The organism is Bacillus sp. EB600 (genome assembly GCF_024494385.1).
GTDB lineage: Bacteria > Bacillota > Bacilli > Bacillales > Cytobacillaceae > JAEVLT01.
Map to the genome: position 1 here is coordinate 456,945 of NZ_JAEVLT010000001.1, position 24,920 is coordinate 481,864.

General features: G+C 38.7%; 25 protein-coding genes and 1 pseudogene. 8 read left to right on the forward strand and 18 right to left on the reverse strand.

Annotated features, from left to right (window positions below):
- Window positions 1–103 precede the first annotated feature (103 nt).
- From phoU to JN080_RS02510, 9 genes are all read right to left on the reverse strand, one after another.
- The gene (gene phoU / locus JN080_RS02470; protein WP_256234293.1) at window positions 104–766 is read right to left on the reverse strand and encodes a phosphate signaling complex protein PhoU; all 663 of its coding nucleotides are present in this window, start codon (window positions 764–766) and stop codon (window positions 104–106) included.
- 15 nt (window positions 767–781) lie between these two features.
- On the reverse strand, window positions 782–1,555 hold the full coding sequence (gene pstB / locus JN080_RS02475; RefSeq protein WP_256234294.1) for a phosphate ABC transporter ATP-binding protein PstB: 774 nt from the start codon (window positions 1,553–1,555) through the stop codon (window positions 782–784).
- An 11-nt stretch (window positions 1,556–1,566) separates the two neighbouring features.
- Window positions 1,567–2,373 (reverse strand): phosphate ABC transporter ATP-binding protein PstB, encoded by an 807-nt coding sequence (gene pstB / locus JN080_RS02480; protein WP_256234295.1) that lies wholly within the window; start codon window positions 2,371–2,373, stop codon window positions 1,567–1,569.
- A 16-nt stretch (window positions 2,374–2,389) separates the two neighbouring features.
- Complete coding sequence (gene pstA / locus JN080_RS02485; RefSeq protein WP_256234296.1) at window positions 2,390–3,277, reverse strand: phosphate ABC transporter permease PstA; 888 nt, start codon at window positions 3,275–3,277, stop codon at window positions 2,390–2,392.
- Entirely contained in the window at window positions 3,277–4,197 is a 921-nt protein-coding gene (gene pstC / locus JN080_RS02490; protein ID WP_256234297.1) for a phosphate ABC transporter permease subunit PstC, read from the reverse strand. The genes pstA and pstC overlap by 1 nt, the downstream gene beginning before the upstream one ends.
- Window positions 4,198–4,275: 78 nt before the next feature.
- On the reverse strand, window positions 4,276–5,199 hold the full coding sequence (locus tag JN080_RS02495) for a phosphate ABC transporter substrate-binding protein (protein WP_256234298.1): 924 nt from the start codon (window positions 5,197–5,199) through the stop codon (window positions 4,276–4,278).
- 251 nt (window positions 5,200–5,450) lie between these two features.
- Entirely contained in the window at window positions 5,451–7,658 is a 2,208-nt protein-coding gene (locus tag JN080_RS02500) for a peptidoglycan D,D-transpeptidase FtsI family protein (protein ID WP_483861533.1), read from the reverse strand.
- Window positions 7,659–7,791: 133 nt separating this feature from the next.
- Entirely contained in the window at window positions 7,792–9,018 is a 1,227-nt protein-coding gene (locus JN080_RS02505; protein ID WP_256234299.1) for an MFS transporter, read from the reverse strand.
- 118 nt (window positions 9,019–9,136) lie between these two features.
- On the reverse strand, window positions 9,137–9,745 hold the full coding sequence (locus tag JN080_RS02510; protein ID WP_256234300.1) for a superoxide dismutase: 609 nt from the start codon (window positions 9,743–9,745) through the stop codon (window positions 9,137–9,139).
- A gap of 366 nt (window positions 9,746–10,111) precedes the next feature.
- Here JN080_RS02510 and JN080_RS02515 point away from each other — a divergent pair, with 366 nt between their 5' ends.
- The 4 genes from JN080_RS02515 to ispG all read left to right on the forward strand — a co-directional run bounded on the left by JN080_RS02515 (window position 10,112) and on the right by ispG (window position 13,470).
- Complete coding sequence (locus tag JN080_RS02515) at window positions 10,112–10,807, forward strand: Crp/Fnr family transcriptional regulator (RefSeq protein WP_256234301.1); 696 nt, start codon at window positions 10,112–10,114, stop codon at window positions 10,805–10,807.
- A 174-nt stretch (window positions 10,808–10,981) separates the two neighbouring features.
- Entirely contained in the window at window positions 10,982–11,755 is a 774-nt protein-coding gene (locus JN080_RS02520; RefSeq protein ID WP_305473616.1) for a DUF1189 domain-containing protein, read from the forward strand.
- 160 nt (window positions 11,756–11,915) lie between these two features.
- Window positions 11,916–12,245, forward strand: coding sequence for a hypothetical protein (locus JN080_RS02525; protein WP_256234302.1), 330 nt, complete (start codon window positions 11,916–11,918; stop codon window positions 12,243–12,245).
- Window positions 12,246–12,360: 115 nt separating this feature from the next.
- Window positions 12,361–13,470 (forward strand): flavodoxin-dependent (E)-4-hydroxy-3-methylbut-2-enyl-diphosphate synthase, encoded by a 1,110-nt coding sequence (gene ispG, locus JN080_RS02530; RefSeq protein WP_256234303.1) that lies wholly within the window; start codon window positions 12,361–12,363, stop codon window positions 13,468–13,470.
- Window positions 13,471–13,749: 279 nt separating this feature from the next.
- Here ispG and JN080_RS02535 read toward each other — a convergent pair.
- Window positions 13,750–14,028 (reverse strand): annotated as a pseudogene (locus tag JN080_RS02535) (DUF4190 domain-containing protein); the annotation flags it as partial.
- Window positions 14,029–14,537: 509 nt separating this feature from the next.
- On the opposite strand from JN080_RS02535, the gene JN080_RS02540 reads away from it, so the two are divergent.
- Window positions 14,538–15,152 carry a hypothetical protein gene (locus JN080_RS02540; RefSeq protein ID WP_256234304.1) on the forward strand — a complete coding sequence of 205 codons (615 nt, stop codon included), beginning with the start codon at window positions 14,538–14,540 and terminating at the stop codon, window positions 15,150–15,152.
- A gap of 221 nt (window positions 15,153–15,373) precedes the next feature.
- Here JN080_RS02540 and zur read toward each other — a convergent pair whose 3' ends face one another.
- Genes zur through JN080_RS02555 form a run of 3 tightly spaced genes read right to left on the reverse strand, consistent with a single transcriptional unit; the run spans window position 15,374 to window position 17,421 of the window.
- On the reverse strand, window positions 15,374–15,787 hold the full coding sequence (zur, locus tag JN080_RS02545) for a zinc uptake transcriptional repressor Zur (RefSeq protein ID WP_256234305.1): 414 nt from the start codon (window positions 15,785–15,787) through the stop codon (window positions 15,374–15,376).
- 12 nt (window positions 15,788–15,799) lie between these two features.
- A complete protein-coding gene (locus JN080_RS02550; RefSeq protein WP_256234306.1) occupies window positions 15,800–16,645 on the reverse strand; it encodes a metal ABC transporter permease in 846 nt (281 codons plus the stop codon).
- Complete coding sequence (locus JN080_RS02555; protein ID WP_256234307.1) at window positions 16,642–17,421, reverse strand: metal ABC transporter ATP-binding protein; 780 nt, start codon at window positions 17,419–17,421, stop codon at window positions 16,642–16,644. Before JN080_RS02555 ends, JN080_RS02550 begins: the two co-directional genes overlap by 4 nt.
- A 180-nt stretch (window positions 17,422–17,601) precedes the next feature.
- Between JN080_RS02555 and JN080_RS02560 the strand changes: the two genes are divergently transcribed.
- On the forward strand, window positions 17,602–17,856 hold the full coding sequence (locus JN080_RS02560) for a DUF2624 domain-containing protein (protein ID WP_256234308.1): 255 nt from the start codon (window positions 17,602–17,604) through the stop codon (window positions 17,854–17,856).
- 28 nt (window positions 17,857–17,884) lie between these two features.
- On the opposite strand, the gene JN080_RS02565 is transcribed toward JN080_RS02560, so the two are convergent.
- Both JN080_RS02565 and JN080_RS02570 read right to left on the reverse strand, forming a co-directional pair.
- Window positions 17,885–18,778 carry a deoxyribonuclease IV gene (locus JN080_RS02565; RefSeq protein ID WP_256234309.1) on the reverse strand — a complete coding sequence of 298 codons (894 nt, stop codon included), beginning with the start codon at window positions 18,776–18,778 and terminating at the stop codon, window positions 17,885–17,887.
- A 23-nt stretch (window positions 18,779–18,801) separates the two neighbouring features.
- The gene (locus JN080_RS02570) at window positions 18,802–20,112 is read right to left on the reverse strand and encodes a DEAD/DEAH box helicase (protein ID WP_256234310.1); all 1,311 of its coding nucleotides are present in this window, start codon (window positions 20,110–20,112) and stop codon (window positions 18,802–18,804) included.
- A gap of 228 nt (window positions 20,113–20,340) precedes the next feature.
- On the opposite strand from JN080_RS02570, the gene JN080_RS02575 reads away from it, so the two are divergent.
- Together JN080_RS02575 and JN080_RS02580 are read left to right on the forward strand one after the other, a co-directional pair.
- Window positions 20,341–21,045 (forward strand): YqfQ family protein, encoded by a 705-nt coding sequence (locus JN080_RS02575; protein ID WP_256234311.1) that lies wholly within the window; start codon window positions 20,341–20,343, stop codon window positions 21,043–21,045.
- A 205-nt stretch (window positions 21,046–21,250) separates the two neighbouring features.
- Window positions 21,251–22,189, forward strand: coding sequence for a 4-hydroxy-3-methylbut-2-enyl diphosphate reductase (locus JN080_RS02580; protein ID WP_256234312.1), 939 nt, complete (start codon window positions 21,251–21,253; stop codon window positions 22,187–22,189).
- A gap of 315 nt (window positions 22,190–22,504) precedes the next feature.
- Here JN080_RS02580 and JN080_RS02585 read toward each other — a convergent pair whose 3' ends face one another.
- The 3 genes from JN080_RS02585 to cccA form a co-directional block, all read right to left on the reverse strand.
- On the reverse strand, window positions 22,505–23,620 hold the full coding sequence (locus JN080_RS02585) for a Nif3-like dinuclear metal center hexameric protein (protein WP_256234313.1): 1,116 nt from the start codon (window positions 23,618–23,620) through the stop codon (window positions 22,505–22,507).
- Complete coding sequence (locus tag JN080_RS02590) at window positions 23,620–24,327, reverse strand: tRNA (adenine(22)-N(1))-methyltransferase (RefSeq protein ID WP_256234314.1); 708 nt, start codon at window positions 24,325–24,327, stop codon at window positions 23,620–23,622. Before JN080_RS02590 ends, JN080_RS02585 begins: the two co-directional genes overlap by 1 nt.
- A 115-nt stretch (window positions 24,328–24,442) precedes the next feature.
- Complete coding sequence (gene cccA, locus JN080_RS02595) at window positions 24,443–24,811, reverse strand: cytochrome c550 (protein WP_256234315.1); 369 nt, start codon at window positions 24,809–24,811, stop codon at window positions 24,443–24,445.
- Between the last annotated feature and the right edge of the window lie 109 nt (window positions 24,812–24,920).

Below are 24,920 nucleotides of genomic sequence, written 5' to 3' on the forward strand. Positions count from 1 at the left end.
ACCTTTCCCCCGATAGTCCGAAATTTTTTTATCCCCTTAATGGGTTTACATAAAAAAAAGATGATACTAATTCCAGCTTCAGCATCATCTTTTTTTAAATCAATTAGGCATTTAAATCAAATCGTTTTCCGGTAACAAGAAAAATTACGTTTTCGGCAATATTTGTTGAATGATCAGCAATTCGTTCAATGTAACGGCATACATAGGCCAATTGGGTAATTTGATTGGTTGCATGTGGATTTTGCGGCAGATACCCAATTAGTTCGCGAATTAAACTACCATACAGTTCATCGACTTTATCATCTTTTTCCGCGCATTTTGTTGCCAGGACAACGTCGTCCGCATAATAGGCGGTTAACGCATCGGCAAGCATTTCTAACGCTAAGTCCATCATTTTTGGAATATCAATAATATCCTTAATTAGTTCTTCTTTTCCAATATGCTGGACAGCTTTAGCGACGTTAACAGCATTATCAGCAATTCGCTCTACTTCTGAAGAAGTTTTAATCGCGACGATAAGTTTCCGTAAATCGGTAGCTACAGGGGATTCCTTTGCGATCAGAAGCAATGCTTTGTCGTTAATTTGGTAATCTAGTTGATCTATTTCATTATCACCATCAATAATTTGCTGAGCTTTATCAAGGTCCTGTTCTATCAATGCATTGATCGATTCCTTAACTGCACTTTCAGCTTTATGTGCCATTTCTAAAAGAAGTTTTTTAAGCTCATTCAAATTGCTATCAAAATTTGATCTTGTATTTTTCATGTATGCTCACCCCAATTATCCAAATCTTCCGGAAATATAATCCTCAGTCCGTTTATCTGATGGCTGAGAAAAAATCTTTGCTGTAGAGTCTAACTCAATTAACTCGCCCATTAGGAAAAAGGCAGTCTTATCTGACACCCGGGCAGCTTGCTGCATATTATGAGTGACAATCACGATTGTATACTTTTCCTTTAATTCCAAAATCATCTCTTCAATTTTTAAGGTTGAAATCGGATCAAGTGCAGATGTCGGTTCATCCATTAATAAAACATCTGGTTTTGTTGCCAGTGCCCTTGCAATACACAGCCTTTGCTGCTGCCCGCCGGACAGCCCCAGGGCTGGCGCATTTAAGCGGTCCTTTACTTCATCCCATAACGCAACATCCATTAATGATTTTACGACGATTTCTTCAAGCGCTTTTTTTCGGGTAATGCCATGTATTCTTGGACCATAGGCAATATTATCAAAAATGGATTGGGGAAATGGATTTCCTTTTTGAAAAACCATTCCAACATGTTTACGGAGCTCTACAAGATCAATTTTTTCGGATAAAATATTTTTCCCGTTAAAATTGATTTCACCTGCCATTTTTACATTTGGGATGTTTTTAATCATTAAGTTCAACGTCTTTATAAAGGTTGATTTTCCGCATCCAGAAGGGCCAATCATCGCTGTAACTTCCTTTTTACTGATCGGAAAGTCAATATTTTTAAGGGCATGATTGTCACCATACCACAAATTTAAATCCTTTGCTTCAAATACCTGATTGGAAACCGTTAAAATTGACATCTGCTATCCTCCTATCCGAACCTTCCTGAGATATATTCTTCCGTTTTAGTAACCGCCGGATTCGTAAAAATTTTCTCAGTATCATCATATTCAATTAAATCGCCGGTAAAAAAGAAAGCTGTCTTATCCGAAATCCGTGATGCCTGCTGCATATTATGAGTAACAATCATGATCGAATACTCCTGCTTCAATTCCACAATCAATTCTTCCACCTTGGCATTCGAGATCGGATCAAGTGCAGAAGATGGTTCATCAAGAAGGATGACAGTCGGCTTCATCGCAATCGTTCTGGCAATACACAAGCGCTGCTGCTGACCGCCTGAAAGGGATAATGCCGATTTATGGAGCCGATCCTTTACTTCATCCCACAGTGCTGCCTTTCTTAAACTTTCCTCTACAATTTCATCAAGCTGGCTTTTCTTTTTGATGCCGGCAAATTTTAATGCATGGGTAATATTTTCATAAATAGATTTAGGAAACGGATTTGGCTTTTGAAAAACCATTCCAATCTCTTTCCGTAATGCAACAACATTTATTTTTTTCGACAAAATATTTAAGCCCTCATAAAGGATCTCTCCGTCTGCTCGCGCACCTGGGATTAAATCGTTCATACGATTGATGCTCCTTAAAAAGGTTGATTTTCCACAACCAGAAGGACCAATTAAAGCAGTTATCGCATTTTTTTCTATTTGCATTGAAATTCCATTAACAGCTCGTTTTTCGCCATAAAAAATTTCTAAGTTATTTACTTTTAAAATCGTTTCATTTTGTTGCAATGTTTGATTTTCAACTGGTTTTTCTACCGTTGATGTTGCCATCAATTTCACCTGCTTCCTATTTAGTCGCCGTCATTTTCTTATAGACAAGACTGCCTATACCTCTTGCCAATAAATTGAATAATAAAACACTTAACACTAGAACTGCTGAAGAACCATTAGCTACTTCACGAGCATCGGGGATTAACCCTTGTGTGTTAACAGCCCAAATATGCACGGCGAGTGTTTCAGCGGGACGAAAGATATTTAAAGGTGACATAGGTGAAAAAGGGTTCAAATCAAGATAATTAAGTCTTGGGGTAGACTGGCCTGCTGTAAATAATAAGGCTGCTGCTTCTCCAAAAACACGTCCAGCAGCAAGTATTGCTCCTGTTAATATAGAAGGAAAAGCACTTGGCAATATAACGGTCTTAATTGTATGCCAATGGGTTATTCCAAGCGCAAGGCTTGCTTCTTTGATATCATGTGGGACTGCACGGATAGCGTCTTCACTGACACGGACCATGACAGGCAAATTAAAAATTGTCAGCGCTAATGCACCTCCAAGAATGGTGTAGCCCCAGCCGGTTGAAGTTACAAACAATAATAACCCGAACATCCCAATAACAATTGAAGGAAGGGACGCTAATACCTCAACACAAGAACGGATCGTATCCGTTACTTTTCCAGGCTTTGCGTATTCAGCCATATAAATTCCGCCGCCCAGTCCAAGTGGAACGGTAATCACCATGGTAATAAGCAGAATATAAAAGGAATTAAACAATTGATCCCGAATTCCGCCTCCCGGCATTAAACTGCTCGAAGGTGTTGTTAGAAAGTGAAAAGAAATGTATTTAAATCCATTAATTAAAATGAAATAAAATAAACCAACTAGTAAAGAAATGATGATAATAGCTATTGCAATAAAAACCCCGGTTGCGATGCGATCTGATGTTCTACTGCTCATTAGATCTTCCTCCTTGATGAAATGTAACGGATGATTAAGATGAAGGCAAATGACATAACCAGCAGAATTAATCCCATCGACCACAATACATTATTTTCTACACTTCCAAAGGTAGTATTTCCCATATTCAAGGTAATGATTGTTGTTAAAGTGGCAGAAGCATCTAAAATGCCGTGCGGTAATCTACTAACATTCCCAATTACCATCTGAACGGCCAATGCTTCTCCAAATGCTCTCGACATGCCCAAAACAACGCCTGTTAAAATCGTTGGCATAGCAGCTGGGATTAGCACTTTGCGAATGGTTTGCCAACGAGTCGCACCGAGTGCATAGGAACCTTCCCGAAGAGCATTGGGGAGGCTATTGAATCCATCCGTTACAATCGATGTAATGGTAGGTAAAATCATGACCGCAAGTACGATCATTCCAGACAAGAGGCTGAAACCCAACCCGCCAAAATGGTTTCTTACAAATGGAACCAATACTGTAAGCCCGATGAAGCCATAAACAACAGAAGGAATTCCGACTAAAAGCTCAATTACAGGCTGTAAAACCTTTTTCCCCCAAGATGGGGCGATTTCCGTCATAAATATCGCAGCGCCTATTCCTAATGGTGCAGCAATAATTGCCGATAAAAAAGTAACCGCAAACGACCCAAAAATAAATGGTAATGCGCCATATTCCGGTTTAGGCAATTTAGAAGGAACCCAGTTCTGACTGGTTAAGAATTCAATAAGGCTTACACCGCTTTTTACAAAGGCTTGCAATCCTTTTGTTCCAAGGAAAATTGTAATCGAAATTGTAGCAGCTATCATAATAAATGCACACAAAAAAACGAGAATCTTACCTCTTACTTCCCCATTCATCCAGTTTTTTTCAGATTTTAGTAATCTTTCTTTAGCAGGAACCAATTTTTCCATTTAAAATAAACACCCCTATAATTACGGCATAATAGGGTAAATGCTTCGCGAGCATTTACCCTAGTTTTACCGGAAAGCTTATTTTTTTGTAACTTTTCCGCTAGCGTCACGTTCTACTTTCATTTTTGTCACAGCAAGGTAACCTTGTTTTGGCAAAATTGTATTTTGAACTTCATCGCTCATCATATAGTCAAGGAATGCCTTTTCTATATCAGTTGGCTCACCTTTTGTATACATATGTTCATAAGCCCAAACAGGGAATTTATCAGATTGAATATTTTCTTCAGTTGGTTGTACGCCATCAATTGACATTTTAGTAACTGTATCGTCAGTGAAGTATGAAAGGGCAAGGTAGCCGATTGCTCCAGGTGTTTCACTGATGATCTTTTTAACTGTATTAGAAGCATCTTCTGTAATTCCTTCTGCAGGAGTTGCACCGTCAAGAGCTAATTTATTGAATATTGCACGTGTACCTGAAGATTCAGGGCGGTTAACAAGAGTGATCTTTTGATCTGCTCCGCCAAGTTCTTTCCAGTTCGTAATTTTTCCTGTGAAAACTTTGATTAAATCTGCTTTTTTGATATCTTTGATGCCGGCTTTAGGATTAATTGCAGCTGTCATACCAACTACTGCTACCTTATGATCAACAAGACCTGTAATGTTTTTATCTTCTGCAAAAACATCAGAGTTACCAATTTGAACAGCGCCTTGAGAAACCTGTGATAAACCTGTACCAGATCCACCGCCATTTACTTGGATGCTTGCTTTTGGATTAGTACTCATAAATTGTTCAGCAGCTGCTGATGCTAAAGGTTGTAATGCAGTTGAACCTGAAAGAACTAAAGAACCGGAAACTTCAGCCTGTTGTTCTGTTTTTGCAGTTTCTTTATTATCTTTTGCAGTTTCTTTTTTGTCAGTTGATGTTCCGCCGCCGCATGCAGCCATTACAACCATTAACGCTGCAATAACCATTGGCAGGCCTAATTTCTTAAGCTTTTTCATTACTTTAATTCCCCCTAGAAATTTTGGTTTTGTTTGTCCTTACATTCATAAGCATAAAGGTCTTTTATTAACCCAGTTTTAATGAATTGTAAAGGTTTTGTAAATCCGTCTAAATTCACCGTAAACCGACAATATTTTTAACAAGCTATTCCACTTCTTTGTCGAAAAATAATTATAATTGTAGTTTATGTTTTTTGGCCATTTATATACAAAAAAACACCTGTCTCAATTGAGGCAGGTGTATTTCACTTTCATTGACCCTGTGGAGTATTTTGCTGGGCTGCTTGATTTGGATCAGCATTCTGTACTTTTGCATCAGCTGTAGGAGAATTTTGACCATTCTGCTGACGCTGCTTCTTCAAATTAAAGTACGCATCCAGCACACGGCGGCCGATGTTTCCATTAATTGTCGGCCCTGTACTTCCTTGGTATGCCCATGGAACTAAAACCGCCATAGCAATCTCGGGATTGTCATACGGTGCAAAAGTGACAAGACTTAAGTTCATGACCTCTGGAGGGATTTTACCAAACTTTTTCCGTTCCGGTCCATCATAAAAGGCCTGTGCTGTTCCAGTTTTGGCCGCAGGGCTGTAGTCCACACCCGCAAAGTATGATACTGCCGTTCCAGGTCGTACTTGCGCTACCATTCTAAAACCCTCCTGAACCCGTTTAATCCAGTCATCTTGGGCATCAATTCTATTTAAAATTTTCGGTTGAATCTCTTCAACAATTGGACCTAGTTTGCTGTTATCAGCTGATGGTTCGCGAATTTCCTTAACAATATGGGGCTGAACTCGATAGCCACCATTGGCTATCGTTGAAACATATTGTGCAAGCTGCATGTTCGTATAGGTATCATACTGGCCGATCCCAATGTCCATTAATAAACCTGGTATTGGTAGTGATGGCCCTTTATAACCACTCGCTTCATTAGGTAAATCAATTCCGGTTTGCGTACCAAGCCCAAATTGGCTAAAGGACTGGCGAAGCGTATTATATGTGTCATAATTTAATGACAATCCCTGTCCGGAAGCATAATGTCCGCCTGCCATGGCAATCACTGTTTTCCACATATATACATTGGAGGAAACTTGAAGAGCCGTTAAATCATTAATTGTCCCAAAGGTTTTCCAAGATTTCTTTGTCGGTGTACCTTTAATATTTAATGGTTCGTCCAGCTGCGTTGAACCCGGTTTTATGGCACCCGTTTTATAACCGGTTAGAATGGTTGCACCTTTAACAGCAGATCCTACGTTATAGGAAGTGGTGATATTTCCCAGAGCAAAATCTTTCATCTTGGTTTTTCCCGCTTCATCTTTACCAATTTGCTTTCCAGCCATCGTTAAAACGTCCCCCGTATGGGGATCCATTAGAACAACGAAGGCTCTGTCCAATAAAGCCGTATTCCCAGACTGCTTAGCTTTTAATAGCTCATCTGAAATAATGCTTTCAACCTGCTGCTGCAGGTCCATGTCGATTGTCAGGACGAGATCATTTCCTCGTTGGCCATCTGCAACAGTCTCCGTGGATAAAATTTCCCCGGACTTATCTGTTACATTTTTCATCTTAGCTTTTTGTCCCTGAAGAACATCTTCGTACTGCATCTCAATATAGCTTTTCCCAACGCGGTCATTTCGGCTGTACCCTTGGGCAAGATATTTATCAAGCTGCTCTTTTGGAAGTCCTTCTTCAGATGAGGAGACATTTCCTAATACAGTTTTAAGTGTATCCCCGAAAACATACTTTCGTTCCCAATCTGTCGTTGTATCAACACCTGGCAGTTTCTCAAGATTTTCACTAATGATTGCGTACTCCTGTGGAGTCACATCTTTATTTTTTACAATTTGCGGTGTTAAGGCATACCCACTGTTAAATTGTCTAAAAATAGCAACAGTATTTAGGTTTAAACTAGCAAGCTCTTTGTTTGTAATTCTTTTTAATTGAAGATTATAAATCTGTTTATCATCCAATTTCTTTTGTGCAAATAATGACCATTCTTTTTTCGTGATTAACCCTTTGGCTTTATCCGGATTCTTCAAGATCCAAAAATCCTTTTTATCACGGTCATGGATTTTGGTTTTTAATGTTTCGGGATCACCCATCGAAATTAGTTTTGATAGTTTTTCTGCAGTCTTAAGCATTTCCTGCTGGTCAGCATTTTGTTTTTTCGTATAGGTAATTGCATTTAATGGAGTATTATCAACAATAGCTTTTCCATTTCGGTCATACATCTTTCCGCGCGGGACAGGGTTGTTTACTGTTACATCATCTGTTCTTTGAATTTCCCGCTTATAATCATCGCCATACACGATTTGAACAACTCCTAAGCGGAGAATGAGCAATGAAAACAGTAAAAATACAACAAAAAATAACATATTAAAACGAAAAGAAACATACTTTTTCTTTTTTTTCGTTTTTGTATTCAATGAACATACACTTCCTTTTGGATCAAACCTCATAATCTTTATTGTAAAAGAAAAAGTACTTTTTGGCTACGAGGAACCTCTGCCAATTTTGGAATTAGAAAAGGACAGTGCGATTTTTTTATAATTTCCTTGAGGACGATAAAAAACACGATGAGAATTCAGTTCCTCATCGTGTTTTTTGGATTGTTGGTAATTGTACTTTTTTTATGAACAAATAAATGCATGAGTGTCCCGCTCCTAAAATTAACAGCAATACCGGGATACTTTCTTCGGTGAAAAAAGTGATGGATGCTAAGAATAGTAAAATGGAAACAATCCGGCCGACATTCAAGAAAATTTCCCGAACAACAATATACTCAATACGCATCTCAGCAGCCTTCCAGCCTGTTCCAATAACATCATAGGTTGTTGAAATGTACGGAACAAGCAGTAGTGGATAAGCGACTGCGATGACAGCAGCATAGATAATCAACTTTACAAAATTAAGATCCCAAATGATTAAAAAAATGGCTGCATATAAAATAATCCCGCCCAAGAAAATAGCCTTTTTTCGGTCATTCCTTTTAATAAGGCGTGATGCTAAATAATAAGCAACGAACGAAATGCCGGAATTGATTAGTCCATATGTACCTAGTGCAAGTTCACTTCCCGTTGAAACATAAACAAATACTGAGATGACAAATAAGAATGTCCCTTCACGCAATCCCTGAAAGAAATGAGCGTTCGTAACAAGTCGCCAATTATCATTCTTTTTCCGTTCCTGCAAAATACGTTGAAAGCAGTACCTCCCATTGGCTGGCCGTGGCTTCAAGGAAAAGCTTAAGAATACAGCAATAGCAAATAAGCTTAGGGATAGACCAAATACAATTGAATATCCCGTGAATTTCTCCAATCGAGTAATGATAAATCCTGCTCCAATTGGACCAATCATTCCGCCGGTAGAGGATAAGATTCCTAAAAACCCATTAAAGAAATCTCTCGTTTCAGGCTCTGTTATTTCAAACGTAAGGACGTTATAGGCGAGCCAATAAAACCCGTAACCAATGCCAAGTAAGCCGCCAAGTAAAAGTAGATACTTTGATGCATTTGTGCCAGTAAAGAGAACCATTAAGTAAAAAAGTGCTAAGAAAATAACACCTATTCTGAGCACAATGACCCTGTCTATTTTCTTTGCCCATCTCCCAGCTAGAATAAAGGTTATTGGCTGGAGCACGACAATGGATAAATTATAAAAAGCTAAATCAGAAAATTCACCAGATTGCTTCCAAAGATAAATATTCACAAATGTATTGGAAAGGGCCACACTTAGCGAATATAAACCACCAATCATTAACAACAGTGTCAAGTCTCTTGTTAATTCAACATCACCAAGAATCTTATATTTTTTTAGCATAACGACTCCCCTTTGTTCTTAAGGGTAGTCTTTATCAAGCCGCTTAGACTTATTCATTACAAGCTATAAAAAGAAAAGACAGCCGATTGGCTGCCTTTTCTTTTTAAAAATTATCCACTTATTTTGCTGCACTATAACGTTTAGAAGCTTCGTCCCAGTTAACAACATTCCAAAATGAAGTAATATATTCTGGACGACGGTTTTGATATTTTAAGTAATAAGCATGCTCCCAAACATCAAGACCAAGAACTGGTGTTTTTCCCTCAGATAATGGAGAGTCTTGATTTGCTGTGCTTGTTACTTCTAATTCGCCATTATTTACAACAAGCCATGCCCAGCCAGAACCAAAACGGCCAGTTGCAGCTTTTCCAAACTCTTCTTTAAAGCTTTCAAAAGAGCCAAATTTCTTTGTGATGGCATCAGCTAGTTCACCACTTGGTGCGCCGCCGCCATTTGGAGAAAGAAGTTGCCAGAAAAGTGAATGGTTAGCGTGCCCGCCGCCATTATTACGAACGGCCGTACGAATTGCTTCTGGAACGGCGTCAAGGTTGGCTACTAATTCCTCAACTGATTTTGATTCTAATTCAGCATTTCCTTTAATTGCGTTGTTTAAATTTGTTACATATGTGTTGTGATGTTTAGTGTGATGGATATTCATTGTTTCCTTATCAATGTGTGGTTCAAGTGCATCGTATGCATACGGTAATTGTGGTAATTCAAATGCCATTTTTTCCATCCTCCATGTATTAACATTTTTTAGCCCTATTCCACTCTATAATCGTTCTGACTTTAGAATGGTTCTAAAGCTCTTGAGCATAGATTACCAAAGTTAGGTAAACCTTTCAAATGAAATGCTCGAAATCCAAACATATTTAAAATATCCATTTGTAATAAAATTTATACATTTAGCATCAACAGGCTAACTGGCATTTAAAAATTTCGAAAAATTGTCATGATTCCCTAAACAAGCACTCTGTCAACGATTTTTGTCATACCCCCGCTTTTTCCTTTCTAATTTCTGTAAAATCTATATTGACATGTTGTAAATAATTGATTTAAATCAAATTTGAGGGGATAAAAAGGAGCGGAGAGTATGGAGAAAGATAGCGTGTCTTTATATAGATTATTGATGCAATTTTTTGGAGATAAAGAACAAATACACAAGGTTAGATCTGATACTGTTCTCTTTCAAGAAAAAGACCCAGTAGAGCATATCTACCTGCTGCTAAAAGGAAGCATTTCGATTGGAAGAGTTCATTTAAGAGGAAAAGAATTTATCTTAAAGATCCTTCATAGTCGGGAAACATTAGTGGAATATCAGCTTTTTTCTTCCAATCCGTATTATCACTTTTATGGTAAAACACTTTCAGATTGTGAACTGTTCCTAATTAAACGAGAGCAATTTGAGGACTTTATTAAAAATGATCCACAGGCACTAACTACTTTTGTTTCCTGGTTAAGCACCAGCTATTTAAAGGCCCAGATGAAATGTCAGGATTTAATTATGAACGGAAAAAAAGGTGGCCTTTATTCCATCTTGATCCGGCTTTGCCATTCCTATGGGATCCCAACAGAAGAAGGAATTCTCATTGACTTGCCGATAACTCATCAAGAATTAGCGAATTTAACCTATGGAACGAGAGAGGTTATTCAGCGGTCATTAAAGGAATTACGTGAAAAAGAGATTATTTATTATGACCAACAAAAGTTCATCGTTAAAAAATTAAGCTATTTAAGACAATCCGTTGATTGTCAAAATTGTGCAAATGAAATTTGCGGATTGAATTAAAAAGGACCAAACAGGGCCGGAATTATCATTCTCCACATTGATGATTCCGGCCCCTCATTTTTCGTGCCGCTCTTAAATTAGTTTGTCATGCACTTTGAAATGGGTCATTTCTTGTTTATTATCTTAATCAAAGCTAAAATAAAGGAAAAGTCTCACTCAGTAAGGGTGGTAATATTGAACGTTTTCAAGCAATTTTATAAAAGTCTATACTCACCAAAGGACATCGCAACATACCGGTTTCAAGGGATTGGAAAAACGATTTTATTTGTTTTTCTACTCTCCCTTCTCTCCATCCTGCCTTCCGTAACTTTTATTAGTACATCCATTATAAACGGAATTGATTCTGCCCGGGCAATCATAAATGATGATTTACCCTCGTTCAACATAAAAAATGAACAATTAACGGCAAATACTTCCGTGCCGGTTACAATTAACAAAGATCATTTTACTGTCATTCTAGACCCAACCGGGGCTGTATCTACTAAAGAGCTGGCAGGGACAGATAACACCTTTGCCATTTTAAAAAATGAATTTGTCTTTGCAGCAGGAGGACAAACTGAAAGCTATGCCTACTCGATGATAAATGGGATAGATTTCACAAGCCAAGATTTACTCCATTTCATCGATCTTGTAAATGGGGTAAAAGCGATTATTATTCCGATTATATCCTTAGTCCTGTATCTGTTCACCTGTGCAGCAAATTTTATCGAGATATCAATTTTGGCCTTAATTGGTTTACTGTTAAAAAACCTTGCGGGAAGAAGATTAACTTACGGGCACCTATGGCGAATGGCAACATATAGTGAAACATTACCTACATTGTTTTTTACTATTATGGCGGCAATTAAAACTACTGTTCCAATGAGCTTTTTAATCAATTGGTTTGTGGTGATTGTTATCTTATATGTAGCAATAAATGAAATCCCCAAACCAAAGACAAAAGCTTGAGGCTGAAGATCCCTCGCATTCGAAGCAAGGAAAGTCCAAAGAAATAGATTCTGTTTCTAAAAAAACGCACTTAAAAACAACCGGGTGCGTTTTTTTACGTTCTAAGATATGGTGGACAAGCATACCTATGTACAAACTTCTTTTCCGGAGGCTTGTCCAAATGAAAAAATTGCTTGGCGTGCTATTATCATGTTTGATCATATACAGTATTTATTTTGACCTCTCCGTTGGAACCCTTCCGCAAACAGATACAAAGAGGGTTGAAGCTGTAGCAAAGCCTGAAATAAGTACAAATACAAGTATCCCCCACTTTGAAGAAAGGGTTGAGGCTGGCGATACCCTGATCTCCATTGTAGAACATCGAATTAAAAAACAACTCCCCGTACCAATTTCTAAGTTAATTCATGATTTTGAAACCCTTAACTCCGGCCAAAGTGCTGAAAAGATCCAAATAGGGAAAAGCTACGCCTTTCCCGACTATAAAAAATAAAACTCTAATATATGGGAATCCTATTCCTTCTTCTTGTCAAGAACGCTTAAAGACTGATAGAATAAAATCGAATTGTTTTATTACCTATGCATTCTTAAAGGAGAGCGAATTCCACGTGAGTGAAATCATACATCGTTCAAAAACCCGTCCAATCAAGGTTGGAAATTTAACGATTGGCGGCAGTAATGAGATCATTATTCAAAGTATGACAACAACGAAAACACATGATGTTGACGCAACCGTTGCCGAAATTAAACGACTCGAAGATGCAGGCTGTCAGATCGTTCGTGTTGCTTGTCCGGATGAACGTGCTGCGAATGCGATTCCGGAAATCAAAAAAAGGATTACTATCCCTCTAGTGGTTGACATTCATTTTGATTATAAATTAGCCCTAAAAGCAATCGAAGGCGGAGCTGATAAAATTCGGATTAATCCAGGAAATATCGGCAAACGTGAAAAAGTGGAAGCTGTTGTTAAAGCTGCTAAAGAGCGGGGAATCCCAATTCGAATTGGTGTAAATGCAGGATCACTTGAAAAACGAATCTTAGATAAATATGGTTATCCTACTGCAGATGGAATGGTCGAGAGTGCCTTGCATCACATTAAAATCCTCGAAGATTTAGACTTTCACGACATCATTGTCTCAATGAAAGCATCTGATGTTAACTTGGCTATTGAAGCCTATGAAAAAGCTGCTCGAACATTTGATTATCCTTTGCACTTAGGGATAACAGAATCAGGAACCTTATTTTCCGGAACGGTTAAAAGTGCTGCCGGTTTAGGAGCAATTATTAATAAGGGAATTGGAAATACAATGCGTATTTCTCTTAGTGCGGATCCTGTACAAGAAGTTAAGGTTGCCAGAGAGCTTCTTAAAGTATTTGGACTTTCCTCCAATGCGGCTACGCTCATTTCTTGCCCTACCTGTGGAAGGATTGAAATTGACTTAATTAGTATTGCAAATGAGGTTGAAGAATACATTTCAAAAATTAAGGCTCCAATAAAGGTTTCTGTTTTAGGTTGTGCCGTAAACGGCCCTGGAGAAGCCAGAGAAGCAGATATCGGTATAGCCGGTGCTCGTGGCGAAGGCCTGCTTTTCCGCAAAGGTGAAATTGTCCGCAAAGTCCCTGAAGCACAAATGGTAGAGGAATTAAAGAAGGAAATTGATCAAGTAGCTGAAGAATATTTTCAGAAGAAAGCTGCAGAGGCGAATGCTGCAAAATAGAAAAGCGGAAGCGCCCGTTTAGCGCACGACAGGACTGGAGCACACCGACTAAGATAAAGGAAACACGAAGAGCGATAGCGCATTCGTGCTTGACTTATCGTAGGGAGATGGGCGAAGTACACTAGTCGCTGGGCGCTGGAGCTAGACATTTATCTAAGTTCAAAACGTTATACTTTCTTATTTTAAATAAAAAAAGCACAAACGCCCAAATTATAAGTTCGTAACCATGAAGAAACCCGGTAGAGATACCGGGTTTCTTTTTGCCCCTATGCAAGAGATTTAAAAAAACGGGGTGATAAAGATGCCGATGATAATCGATACCACACCGATACCAATTGCCCAAGCACCGAGCCCCCGCGCTCCTCTGCTTCTGGCAATAAACCCCACAATAATTCCTGCAGCACCGAAAAGAATTGGCATAACAAATAGGGAAATAATCGACAATGCTATTGCTAAAAAGCCAATGCCTGTACCTGCCTGTGCTTTCCCCTCGGCGTTATCATTGCTTCTAGCCTTTCCAAGCGAGACAGGAGCTGCGATCTCAGCAGCCGTCTCTTCTCGATTAGAAGAAGGAATGTTCTGGGTTTTTTGACGCGAAACAGGTGCAGCAATCTCAGCAGCAGCTTCTTCACGATTCTTTGTAGAAGTAACTGCTGGCGCCTTTTTTATTGAAACAGGGACAACCGCCAGCTCGTGAGAAGTTTCTTCACGATTATTGGAAGCAGTCGAAGTAATTGGACTTTTCTTAAGTGAAACCGGTCCCACAAGCTCACAAGAGGTTTCCTCTCCAAATTTAGAAGGAGTAGTCGGAGTAACCCCAAGTAAAGCACTTTGGCGAAGTTCTTTCACTTTATTGTCATTTTCCTGATCTGCCACATGTATCCCTCACTTTCAGTTGTAGGAGCATACTTATTGTTTGCAAACGGAGGCTTTTTAATATGACAATGTTTGTCTATATCGTCCCTTCCTTAATATAACGAGTAAAAGAAAGATAATTTACCTTCAGAGTTGTATTTCTTTTTGATAAAATAAGAAATGGAATTGGATAAATTGAAGGAGTTCTTACTATGAAAAAAAAATTTGGAATTGATATCGATGGAACGGTAACATCTCCATCAGCAATTCTCCCGTTTATCAATAAAGCATTTGGACTGAATATTACATTAGCGGATGTTAAACAATATGACTTAAATCCAGTCGTTAATGTATCTGAACAAGAGTTTGCCAATTGGTTCATGAAAAATGAACCGCGGATTTATGCTGGATCCCCTATTGCTCAAGATGCAGCATCTGTCCTTACTAAATGGAGAAATCAATACGAACTGTGCTTTATAAGTGCACGTGGTCCTCACTTACTTGATATTACAAAGAAATGGTTTATCGAACATAATCTTACCTTTGATGAAATTGAATTAATTGGCACTCATAACAAAGTTGAGTCTGTCAAAAAGCATAAGGTTGATCTATTTTTTGAAGATAAACATGATAATGCTGTCATAATACACGAAGAATGCCATATTCCTGTGCTTTTATTTGATACGCCTTATAATCAAGACCCCATCCCAAATGGCGTTATTCGTGTTTTTAATTGGAAAGAGGCTTATCATTGGGTTAGAAATTGGGAAAAAAACAAAAGCGCAAGCGCCCGTTTAGCGACGTATGGACTGGAGCACACTGACTGAGATAAAGGAAACACGAAGAGCGTTAGCGATTCGATGTTGACTTATCGTAGGGAAGTGGGCGAAGTACACTAGTCGCTGGGCGCTGGAGCTAGACGTAAATTAACTTAATTCAAAGTTATCAACAGCTTAATATTTTATAATTTCCTAGAAAGTAAAAAACGGCTTGTGTGAACATAAGCCGTTTTTGGATAAGTTGAATTTTTTTTAGAGGATGTTTTAACTTAATGTGTACATTCTGGACACCGACCGTATATTTCAAATTTATGTCCTGAAATATCGTAGCCTTTTAAATTTTCAGCCAAACCCTCCATTGGGCATGCTTCTATTTCTTTTGTTTTGCCGCAGTCTAGACAAATAAAATGATGATGGTGCTGATGGTGAGAACAAGCAAATCGAAAATGCTTTTCACCATATAATTCTGTCATCTCAAGAATACCCAAATTTACAAATAAGGAAAGATTCCGGTAAATTGTATCAAAGCTTAAACCTGGATAATCATTTTTCAATAAATCAAGAACATCCTTTGCTGTAAGATATTTATTGTTATCTGCAAATAATTGCAGCATTTCTTCTCTTTTTCCGGTATGTTTATATCCTTTGTCTTTTAAGAATAAAAGAGCCTCACTTACATTCACTTTTCTCTACCTCTATTCCACTTGTTTTTTCCATACAGCTTTCTTATACAAAATCGCTACAACCAAAATCGCCACAGCAATCATCACAATCGTACCACCTGGTGCCAAATTCAAGTAGTATGCCGTAAAAAGTCCTCCAAGAACAGAAATTTCACCAAAGAGGATCGATAGAAAAATTGTTTGCTTAAAACCTTTGGCAATTCGAATACTGGCAGCGACTGGCAAAGTCATTAACGATGAAACAAGAAGAATTCCGACAATTCTCATCGATGCAGCGATCACGAGGGCGACCATCACGATAAAACAAAAATGAAGTGTTTTTGCCGCAATTCCTGATGCTTTTGCATGTTCCTCATCAAACGATAATAAAAACAATTCTTTATATAAAGAAACAACAAGTAAAATAACAAAGATGCTAATAATAACAATTACCCATAAATCTGTTCGGCTCACGGCTGATACACTTCCGAATAAATAGCTGAACAAATCAGTATTAAAACCATTTGCCAATGAAATAAAAATTACCCCTAGACCGATTCCACTTGAAAGAATAATCGGAATTGCTAACTCCTGGTAATGTTTGTAAACTCCTCTCAACTTTTCAATAAATAATGATCCTCCCACAGAAAATGCCATTCCCAGGTAGAGTGGATTTAAACCGCTAAACATGGAAAAGGACTTTTCTAACAGCAGGCTCGCCGCAATACCGGCAAGTGTCACATGGCTTAGGGCATCTGCAATTAACGAAAGTCTTCTGACAACAATGAAGACACCTAACAACGGGGCTATAACACCAATCATAATCCCTGTTAAAAATGCATTTTGTAAAAATTCATAATGAAAAATCCCGGCTATCATTTTATGGCTCCTTCGTGCTCATGGCGGTGTGAAAGTAAATGAACATCATAGCCGTAAAAGTCGCCGAGCCCATTTTCCCTAAGCTTTTCAAATTCTTTTGTTTCCCCATGAAAGTGTAAATGTTTATTTAGACAGGCTACGTGGCTTACCTTTTCGGAGATTGTACCAATATCGTGTGTGACTAGAAGAAGAGTTATATGCTGATTTTCATTTAAATCCTTCAACATTTGATAAAAGGTATTTACATTTTGAACATCCACTCCGACTGTTGGTTCATCAAGAATCAAGAGCTTAGGACTGCTTACCAGCGCACGTGCAATAAAGACTCGCTGCTGCTGTCCTCCTGATAACTCTCCAATGTTTCTGTTTTTAAAATTGGCCATTCCAACCGCTTCCAGAGCTTGATTGACTTTTTCCTTATCCTCTTTCTTCATAAAATGAAACAGTCCTAGCTTTTTTGTCAATCCACTTGCCACTACTTCAGAAACCATTGCTGGAAATCCCGAATTAAAGGAATTTGCCTTTTGGGATACATAGCCAATATCCTCCCGGCCTTTAAATCGATTAATATCTTCACCAAATAAGATGATTTCTCCTTTTTGCAGTTTAAGGAGCCCTAAAATAAGCTTTAACAAGGTTGACTTCCCTGATCCATTTGGACCAACAATTGCTAAAAATGACCCTTCCGGGACAGAAAAATTTATATTTTCAAGTACGACATCGGATTCATATCGATAGGTCAAATCCTTTACTTCAATGATCATTTGCGCTGTCATAAGCACTCACCTTTTAATTTTAAGAATCATTCCGATTTAACTTCAAGTAGTATACAACAAGTTATTTTAAAAGTAAAGATTCTTGGACTATTTGCTTGCATTCTGAAATTTTGTTAAAAGCAAAAACAACTAGTCACATTCTTTTCTCTCCGTCATACATTAGATGGAGGAGTGATGAGGGTGAAGATTTTTGAAAACATCATTAATCATAAAATAAATACGATTACGACAAACGAGCTATTAAAGTACGCGCAGCAATTTAATATTAAAGTAAAACATGAGCACGCAAAAAAAGTAGCTGAATATTTAAGAGGAAGACAAGTTAATATATTTGACCCAACAGAGAGAATAACCTTAATTAAAGAAATTGCAAAGATTGCGGGGCCTGAAACAGCTAAAGAGGTAAATAAGCTGTTTATTCAATTTACAAAATAAAGCTTTGGCAGCGCCAAAGCTTTATTTTTTATGATTGCATAATGTCAAGCAGTAGATTTTCATTAAATTCCTGTTTACGCAGCATTTCTATTTCAAAACGGTAGGGAGGTTTCTTATTATTTTTGTCTTCACCCACATACGGAGTCTCGAGAATTTTCGGAATATCCTCCAGCTGCGGATGATGCACAATATAATTCAATGCTTGAAAGCCGATATGACCGAAACCAATATTTTCGTGACGGTCTTTTCTCGCACCTATCGAATTTTTGCTGTCATTAATATGCAGGACTTTTAAACGGTCTATACCAATAATTTTATCAAAATCATTTAAAACGCCATCAAAATCTTCCACAACATTATAGCCGGCATCATGTGTGTGACAGCTATCAAAACAAACCGAAAGCTTGTCATTATAAGTAACACCATCGATGATCATTGCTAATTCCTCAAAGCTTCTGCCACATTCCGACCCTTTACCGGCCATTGTTTCTAAAGCAATTTGGACATTTTCTTTGCCGGTTAACACCTCATTTAATCCTTCAATAATCCTTTTAATCCCCTCTTCCGTTCCAGCACCAACATGTGCCCCAGGATGGAGAACAATTTGCCGGGCACCAATCGCCTCAGTTCGATCTATTTCGGTGCGGAGAAACGAAACTCCCAATTCAAATGTAGCCGGATTCGATGTGTTACCTACATTAATAATATAGGGGGCATGGACAACAATTTCAGAAATCCCATTCTCTTCCATATGTTTTCTGCCTGCCTCGATATTCAAATCCTCAATTTTTTTTCTTCTCGTATTTTGCGGTGCGCCCGTGTAAACCATAAAAGTATTGGCACCATATGAAACGGCCTCTTCACTTGCCGCTAAGAGCATTTTCTTTCCGCTCATTGATACATGTGATCCAATTTTCAACATCATTGCCTCTCCCTTTCAGTCATTTACTTCTTTTTTAATCTTCTTTGGCGCTTTTTAATTGCTTCCATTTCCCACTGCATTTTCTTTTTATACCCAGGCTTTACTTTTGCTGGTTTTCTAATAATTGATTTAGCCAATTTATCTACATCATTCTCTTGCTTTTTACGGGATTTGCGTCTATTCCGATCTTCAAGCTCGATGATCTCATTATTTTTTAAATCCACATTCTTAAATTCAATTCCCATCTTCTCCAAACGAATAAGCGCATCTTCATCTGAAAGATCATAAATCGTTAAGGCAATTCCAGAAAAACCAGCACGGGCAGTTCTACCAACGCGATGAATATAAAAATCAAGGTCACTAGGCAACTCATAATTTATAACGTGACTTACCCCTTCAATATCAATCCCTCTTGAGGCTAGATCTGTGGCAACAATGTATTGAAATTCTAGGTCTTTCACTTGCTTCATTATTTTTTTACGTTCCCTAGGATTTAAATCACCGTGAATTCGGCCAACCTTTAGACCCTGTTCGATCAAATAATCGGCCACTTCATCGGCCATCTTTTTTGTATTTGTAAAAACAAGCGCCAAATACGGATTTAAAACCAACAATGCCTGACGAACCAGATCTTTTTTATTACGATGCCTTGAAGGCAATAGGTAATGCTTTAAGTTTTCTGCAGCAATTTGCTTTGCTTTAATATGAACAAAGGCTGGGTTTTCCATATACTTCTTCAGAAAAGGCTTAAGCTTTTCTGGAATCGTGGCGGAAAAGACCAGCATTTGTAAATTTGACGGCATTTTAGCAGCAACCTGGTCGACATCTTGAATAAAGCCCATATCCAACATCATGTCCGCCTCATCGACAACAAGAAATTCAGCCGTATGAATAAAAAGAGCTTGATCAATCATCAAGTCTTTAATCCTTCCTGGAGTTCCCACAACAATATGCGGCTGGATCTTTAATTTATCAATGGTTCTTTGTTTATCGGTCCCTCCTATGTAGCACCTTGCCATTATCGTCTTTTCGCGGCTGTCATGCTCAATAATTTTTAAAACTTGCTGATAGATTTGCGTTGCTAATTCTCTGGTTGGAGCCGTTATGACGGCTTGTACTTCCTTGCGGGCTGGATCTATTTTTTCTAGGATCGGAAGCAAATAGGCTAGTGTTTTCCCTGTTCCGGTCTGGGACTGTCCAATTGCACTTTCACCCTTGGAAATTAGTGGAATCATCCTTTCCTGGATTTCAGTCGGTTCATAAAACCCAAAAGCATTAAGTGCATTTATAATAAACGGTTGAAATTGATACCTTCCAAATTGATTTTCGCTCATACTTTACTCCTTATTCATTCAATTTTCTTTTTCATTTTCTATTTCATTCTGTCAAAAACTCATACTTTCCTATTCTACACTAAATCTCCATCTTTACCTAATAACAGCATTAACCTTTACAGCACTTTTTATCAAGAAATTAGCAATTCAGCTGTGCTTTTGTACCTAAACAAAAAGAAACTTTGTGCATATTCTAAAGAATAGACGGAAAAAAAGGAGGTTAAAGTGATGCAGCCACAAATCCCAAGGCAAGGCGCAATGCGACCGGGGCAAATGATGGGACCGGGTTTCGGAGGAAGAGGTCCAATGATGGGGATGAATCAAGCACCCAGGTCTCCGATGATGGGCATGAATCGAGCGGCCAGGTCTCCGCTGATGGGCGGAGGGCAGCAAATGAGTAGAGGCGGTGGTCTATTTTCAAGGCTGCTGGGCATGGGGAACCAATCTGGAAGAATGGGCGGTTTGATGGGAATGCAGCAAGCGGGTCGTGCAGCAGGTGCCGGAGGCTCCATGTTTGGTAATTCCGGGGGGATAATGGGCTTTCTAAACAACACCCAGCAAGTCCTTAAAACTGCTCAATCAATCGGACCTATGGTTCAACAGTTTCAGCAATATGGTTCATTAGTTAAAAATATACCTGCAATGTGGAAACTTTATCGGGGCTTAAAGGATACTCCCGATGCATCTACAGAAAAAGCAAAAGCTTCTTCAAAAAGTAACAAAGCTAAAAAAGGTTCTAACTCCAATCCTAAACGTTCTTCAAAATCAAGTTCCGCTCAAAAAAGTTCCCACCATAAAGATGAAAGCTCTTCTGAAAACAAACAAAATAAACCTGAAGTCCATTCTCAACAAAAAAAAGATGGAAAAAGTACCAAACGAACAACTTCTTCCGCAAACAAAAAGGGATCGTCTATTCCAAAACTATATATTTAGGCTATTGAGGATGCTGGAGGCAGCATTCTTTTTATTTTGTATCCTTTTTCCCGGCTCATGGTAACATGATTCCCTTTCTCATTACCATCAAGACCTGAGTTTTATTTCCCTCACACCATGCGTGTGAAGAGTGTCTTTGTATTAAGTCTATATTTCTTATATAATATAAGCAGAAATTAAGCACTTTACGGGGAGGACCCTTTACATGAATGTTATAAAGATATCACCTCGCGGTTATTGCTATGGTGTTGTCGACGCCATGGTTATTGCAAGAAATGCTGCGTTAGATAAAACATTGCCTCGACCAATCTATATATTAGGTATGATAGTTCACAATAAACACGTTACGGACGCATTTGCCGAAGAAGGGATTGTCACCCTTGACGGAAATAACCGGAAAGAAATACTTGAAAAAGTAGATAAGGGAACAGTCATTTTTACTGCACATGGAATATCTCCTGAGGTTCGCGACTTAGCCCGTCAAAAGGGGCTTGTCGCCATTGATGCTACATGTCCAGATGTTACAAAAACGCATGATCTTATTCGTGCCAAGGCAAAAGAAGGATATCAAATTATTTATATTGGTAAAAAAGGTCATCCTGAACCAGAGGGAGCGGTTGGCGTTGCACCCGGACTAGTCCATTTAGTATCGAATCCAAGCGATGTTGATGCATTAGCGATTGATAACGATAAAATAATTGTTACTAACCAAACGACAATGAGTCAATGGGATGTAGCGGATATTATGGAAAAAGTAAAAGAAAAATATCCACTGGTAGAAAGCTATAATGAAATTTGCCTTGCTACGCAAATAAGACAAGAGGCTGTTGCCGAACAAGCAAAGAAGGCCGATGTTTTAATTGTCGTAGGCGACCCTAAAAGCAATAATTCCAATCGGCTTGCCCAGGTCTCTGAAGAGGTTGCTGATACCAAAGCCTATCGCATTGCTGATATTTCAGAATTGGAAATTGATTGGATTAAGGACGCATCCACCGTTGCTGTTACAGCAGGGGCTTCTACCCCAACTCCAATCACCAAAGAAGTGATTACCTTTCTGGAACAATTTGATCCAAAGGATGAAAAAACCTGGGAACGGAAGAAAACCGTTCCACTTAGCAAGATTTTACCTAAAGTTAAGAATTAAAAAAAGAACCGCTGCCGGTTCTCAAGCTGTCAAAGGTTAGAAAAAGTGTGTTGCAATACTTTAGGTTGATTTGCCCCCTGTTGATTGGAGCGGAGGGCACTCGACTCCCGCTGGATAGAGAGGTCACTGGAGACCCCACAGGCGCCAAAGCGCCGAGGAGGCTTTAGGACCTCCCCGCGGAAAGCGAGTGACCGGAGCGGAAATTAACAGGCCCATTTGCAGGATCGTCAATAAATTTGGTATTTAGATGACCAAAAAAACTACCAAGAAAATAACCTTTTTTTGACAACCCGAGAACCGCTGCCGGTTCTTTTTTTATATAAATTGAAAAGGATCTGTATTTTCCTCAGAAGCGATAAACTCTACTTCAAAACCAGATTCCTTGCATAATCTTCCTAGATGGCAAACAACTCCTTTTTTCATCACCTTTTCCACATTATGACCGGGATCAATCATGTTTAAGCCTTGCATCATGGCATCATGTGCGGTGTGGTAATAAATATCCCCTGTGACGTAGACATCTGCCCCTTTGAATTTAGCCTGACTATAATACTTATTTCCATCTCCGCCAAGAACAGCTACTTTTTTTATTTTTGAACGTAAGTCACCGACAACACGAACCCGATCTACTTCTAATGCAGTTTTCACTTTCTCGGCAAACTCGGCTAACGTCATTTCATTTACAGTTCCAATTCTTCCAAGCCCAAGAACCTCTCCCTTATTTTCAACGGGATATAAATCAAACGCAGGTTCCTCATATGGATGTGCTTTTAGCATCGCTGTTACTACCTTTTTAACGAGAAAGTCAGGAACGATCGTTTCAATCCGTATTTCATCAACGGCTTCCATAACCCCCTGCTCCCCGATGTACGGCTTTGTTTGTTCTCCGGGTAAGAACCTGCCCGTTCCGGCTGCGGAGAAGCTACAATGGCTGTAATTGCCAATAAAGCCAGCTCCTGCATTTCCTAGTGCCTGCCTTACTTTTTCAGCACTTTCAACTGGAACAAAAACAACAATTTTTTTTAGTGCAGTCTCAATTGTTGGAACAAGCACCTCAGGATTTTTTATCTCAAGCGCAGCAGCGAGCAAATCATTTACTCCGCCTTTTGCTACGTCAAGGTTGGTATGGGCTGCATAAACGGCAATATCATGCCTCAATAGCTTTTCAATTATTCTTCCCTGAGCAGTATCCGTAATTACATTTTTTAACGGACGGTAAATCGGCGGGTGATGAGCAATAATCAACTGAACATCTTTCCTAATCGCTTCGTCAATTACATTTTCAAGAACGTCTAATGCAACCAGGACCCGTTCTATTTTTTTGTTAAGACGACCAATTTGTAGCCCAACCTTATCCCCTTCCATCGCAAGTCCTTTTGGGGAAAATTGTTCAAAGAGCTGAATGATTTCATAACCATTGGGTACTTTCATTATTTAATTTCCTCCTCTACCCAGTTTATCATTTGAAGAAGTTCCTGCCTTTTCTGGATTGTTTCTTCTGATGCTGAAGCCTTTTCTAGCTGCGCAAGGATTTTGTGCCAATTTTCAACCTCTATTCTCCATTTTTTCACAAAGGCATTTCCTTTCTTCTTCAGTAAAAAAGGACCTACTAATAACTCTGTGTCTAATTCGGGTCCATAGGGCTTCAGCGGGTTTCCTTGTTCCGCAACAAGAATTTCATAAATCTTCCCTTCCTCTTCAACGATTTCCTCAGCAATTAATTCCCAATTGTTTACCAGCAGCCACTTTCTAATCGTAACAGCACTAATATTGGGCTGCAAAATTAGTCGGTTTATTGTCCCAAGCTTTTCCTTCCCTCTTTCTAAAATGCTCGTGATCAGTGCTCCACCCATTCCCGCAATTGTGATACAATCAACATCTCTTGGTTCAAGGATATCCAATCCATCACCCATTCGGACCGAAATCATCTCTGTTAAGTTTTCAGCTTCAACATGCCTCCGGGCAGATTCAAACGGACCCGAAACGACTTCACCGGCAACTGCAAAAGTAATAACCCCTTTCTTAGCTAAATAACAGGGTAAATAAGCATGATCTGAACCAATATCCGCTAATTTAGACCCAAGTGGAACAAAATGCGCAACCGTTTCAAGTCTCGCCGATAGTTTTTCTGTATTCACATTTTTCACACAGCTTTCCAATTATTATAAATTTATGTAGGTATCTTTAAACTCCTTTTGTTAGTATAAAAAAAGTCCTTTACATATGCAAAGGACTTTTTTTATACTATTGGGATTACTTAATTTTAGAAACCCATTCTGCCATTTCTTCTGCTTTATCTTCTGGTACAAGATTTGGCGGCATACCGCCCTTACCTTTGGTAATAATTGTCTTAATCTGGTCTTTTGATAATTTTCCACCAACGCCTTTTAAAGATGGACCTACTACGCCTTGGTATTGGTCACCATGACAGCCAATGCAAGTGTTTTTATATATGCCTTCTGGGTTGGAAGCTGCAACAGTTTCTGTCTTTGCAGTAGTTGTACCACCCTTATCCTTGGCCTGATCTCTAGAATCTCCAAGACCTTTAAATGACAAACCAAACATTAAAACGACCCCAAAAACCATGATAATAATAAAAGGTATAACTGGATTACGATTCATGCAAAATTTACCTCCCTTATGTAAAATTTACTATTAAATAGATAACGTTACCAAACAATTTCTATTTTACTTGAAAATGATTTGAAGGAAAAGCCTAAAAGATAAATTA

Coding starts and splice junctions, on each gene's coding strand:
- phoU (WP_256234293.1), bottom strand. CDS start 766: ATGAAAAATACAAGATCAAATTTTGATAGCAATTTGAATGAGCTTAAA.
- pstB (WP_256234294.1), bottom strand. CDS start 1,555: ATGTCAATTTTAACGGTTTCCAATCAGGTATTTGAAGCAAAGGATTTA.
- pstB (WP_256234295.1), bottom strand. CDS start 2,373: ATGGCAACATCAACGGTAGAAAAACCAGTTGAAAATCAAACATTGCAA.
- pstA (WP_256234296.1), bottom strand. CDS start 3,277: ATGAGCAGTAGAACATCAGATCGCATCGCAACCGGGGTTTTTATTGCA.
- pstC (WP_256234297.1), bottom strand. CDS start 4,197: ATGGAAAAATTGGTTCCTGCTAAAGAAAGATTACTAAAATCTGAAAAA.
- JN080_RS02495 (WP_256234298.1), bottom strand. CDS start 5,199: ATGAAAAAGCTTAAGAAATTAGGCCTGCCAATGGTTATTGCAGCGTTA.
- JN080_RS02500 (WP_483861533.1), bottom strand. CDS start 7,658: ATGAGGTTTGATCCAAAAGGAAGTGTATGTTCATTGAATACAAAAACG.
- JN080_RS02505 (WP_256234299.1), bottom strand. CDS start 9,018: ATGCTAAAAAAATATAAGATTCTTGGTGATGTTGAATTAACAAGAGAC.
- JN080_RS02510 (WP_256234300.1), bottom strand. CDS start 9,745: ATGGCATTTGAATTACCACAATTACCGTATGCATACGATGCACTTGAA.
- JN080_RS02515 (WP_256234301.1), top strand. CDS start 10,112: ATGGAGAAAGATAGCGTGTCTTTATATAGATTATTGATGCAATTTTTT.
- JN080_RS02525 (WP_256234302.1), top strand. CDS start 11,916: ATGAAAAAATTGCTTGGCGTGCTATTATCATGTTTGATCATATACAGT.
- JN080_RS02540 (WP_256234304.1), top strand. CDS start 14,538: ATGAAAAAAAAATTTGGAATTGATATCGATGGAACGGTAACATCTCCA.
- JN080_RS02550 (WP_256234306.1), bottom strand. CDS start 16,645: ATGATAGCCGGGATTTTTCATTATGAATTTTTACAAAATGCATTTTTA.
- JN080_RS02555 (WP_256234307.1), bottom strand. CDS start 17,421: ATGACAGCGCAAATGATCATTGAAGTAAAGGATTTGACCTATCGATAT.
- JN080_RS02565 (WP_256234309.1), bottom strand. CDS start 18,778: ATGTTGAAAATTGGATCACATGTATCAATGAGCGGAAAGAAAATGCTC.
- JN080_RS02570 (WP_256234310.1), bottom strand. CDS start 20,112: ATGAGCGAAAATCAATTTGGAAGGTATCAATTTCAACCGTTTATTATA.
- JN080_RS02575 (WP_256234311.1), top strand. CDS start 20,341: ATGCAGCCACAAATCCCAAGGCAAGGCGCAATGCGACCGGGGCAAATG.
- JN080_RS02580 (WP_256234312.1), top strand. CDS start 21,251: ATGAATGTTATAAAGATATCACCTCGCGGTTATTGCTATGGTGTTGTC.
- JN080_RS02585 (WP_256234313.1), bottom strand. CDS start 23,620: ATGAAAGTACCCAATGGTTATGAAATCATTCAGCTCTTTGAACAATTT.
- cccA (WP_256234315.1), bottom strand. CDS start 24,811: ATGAATCGTAATCCAGTTATACCTTTTATTATTATCATGGTTTTTGGG.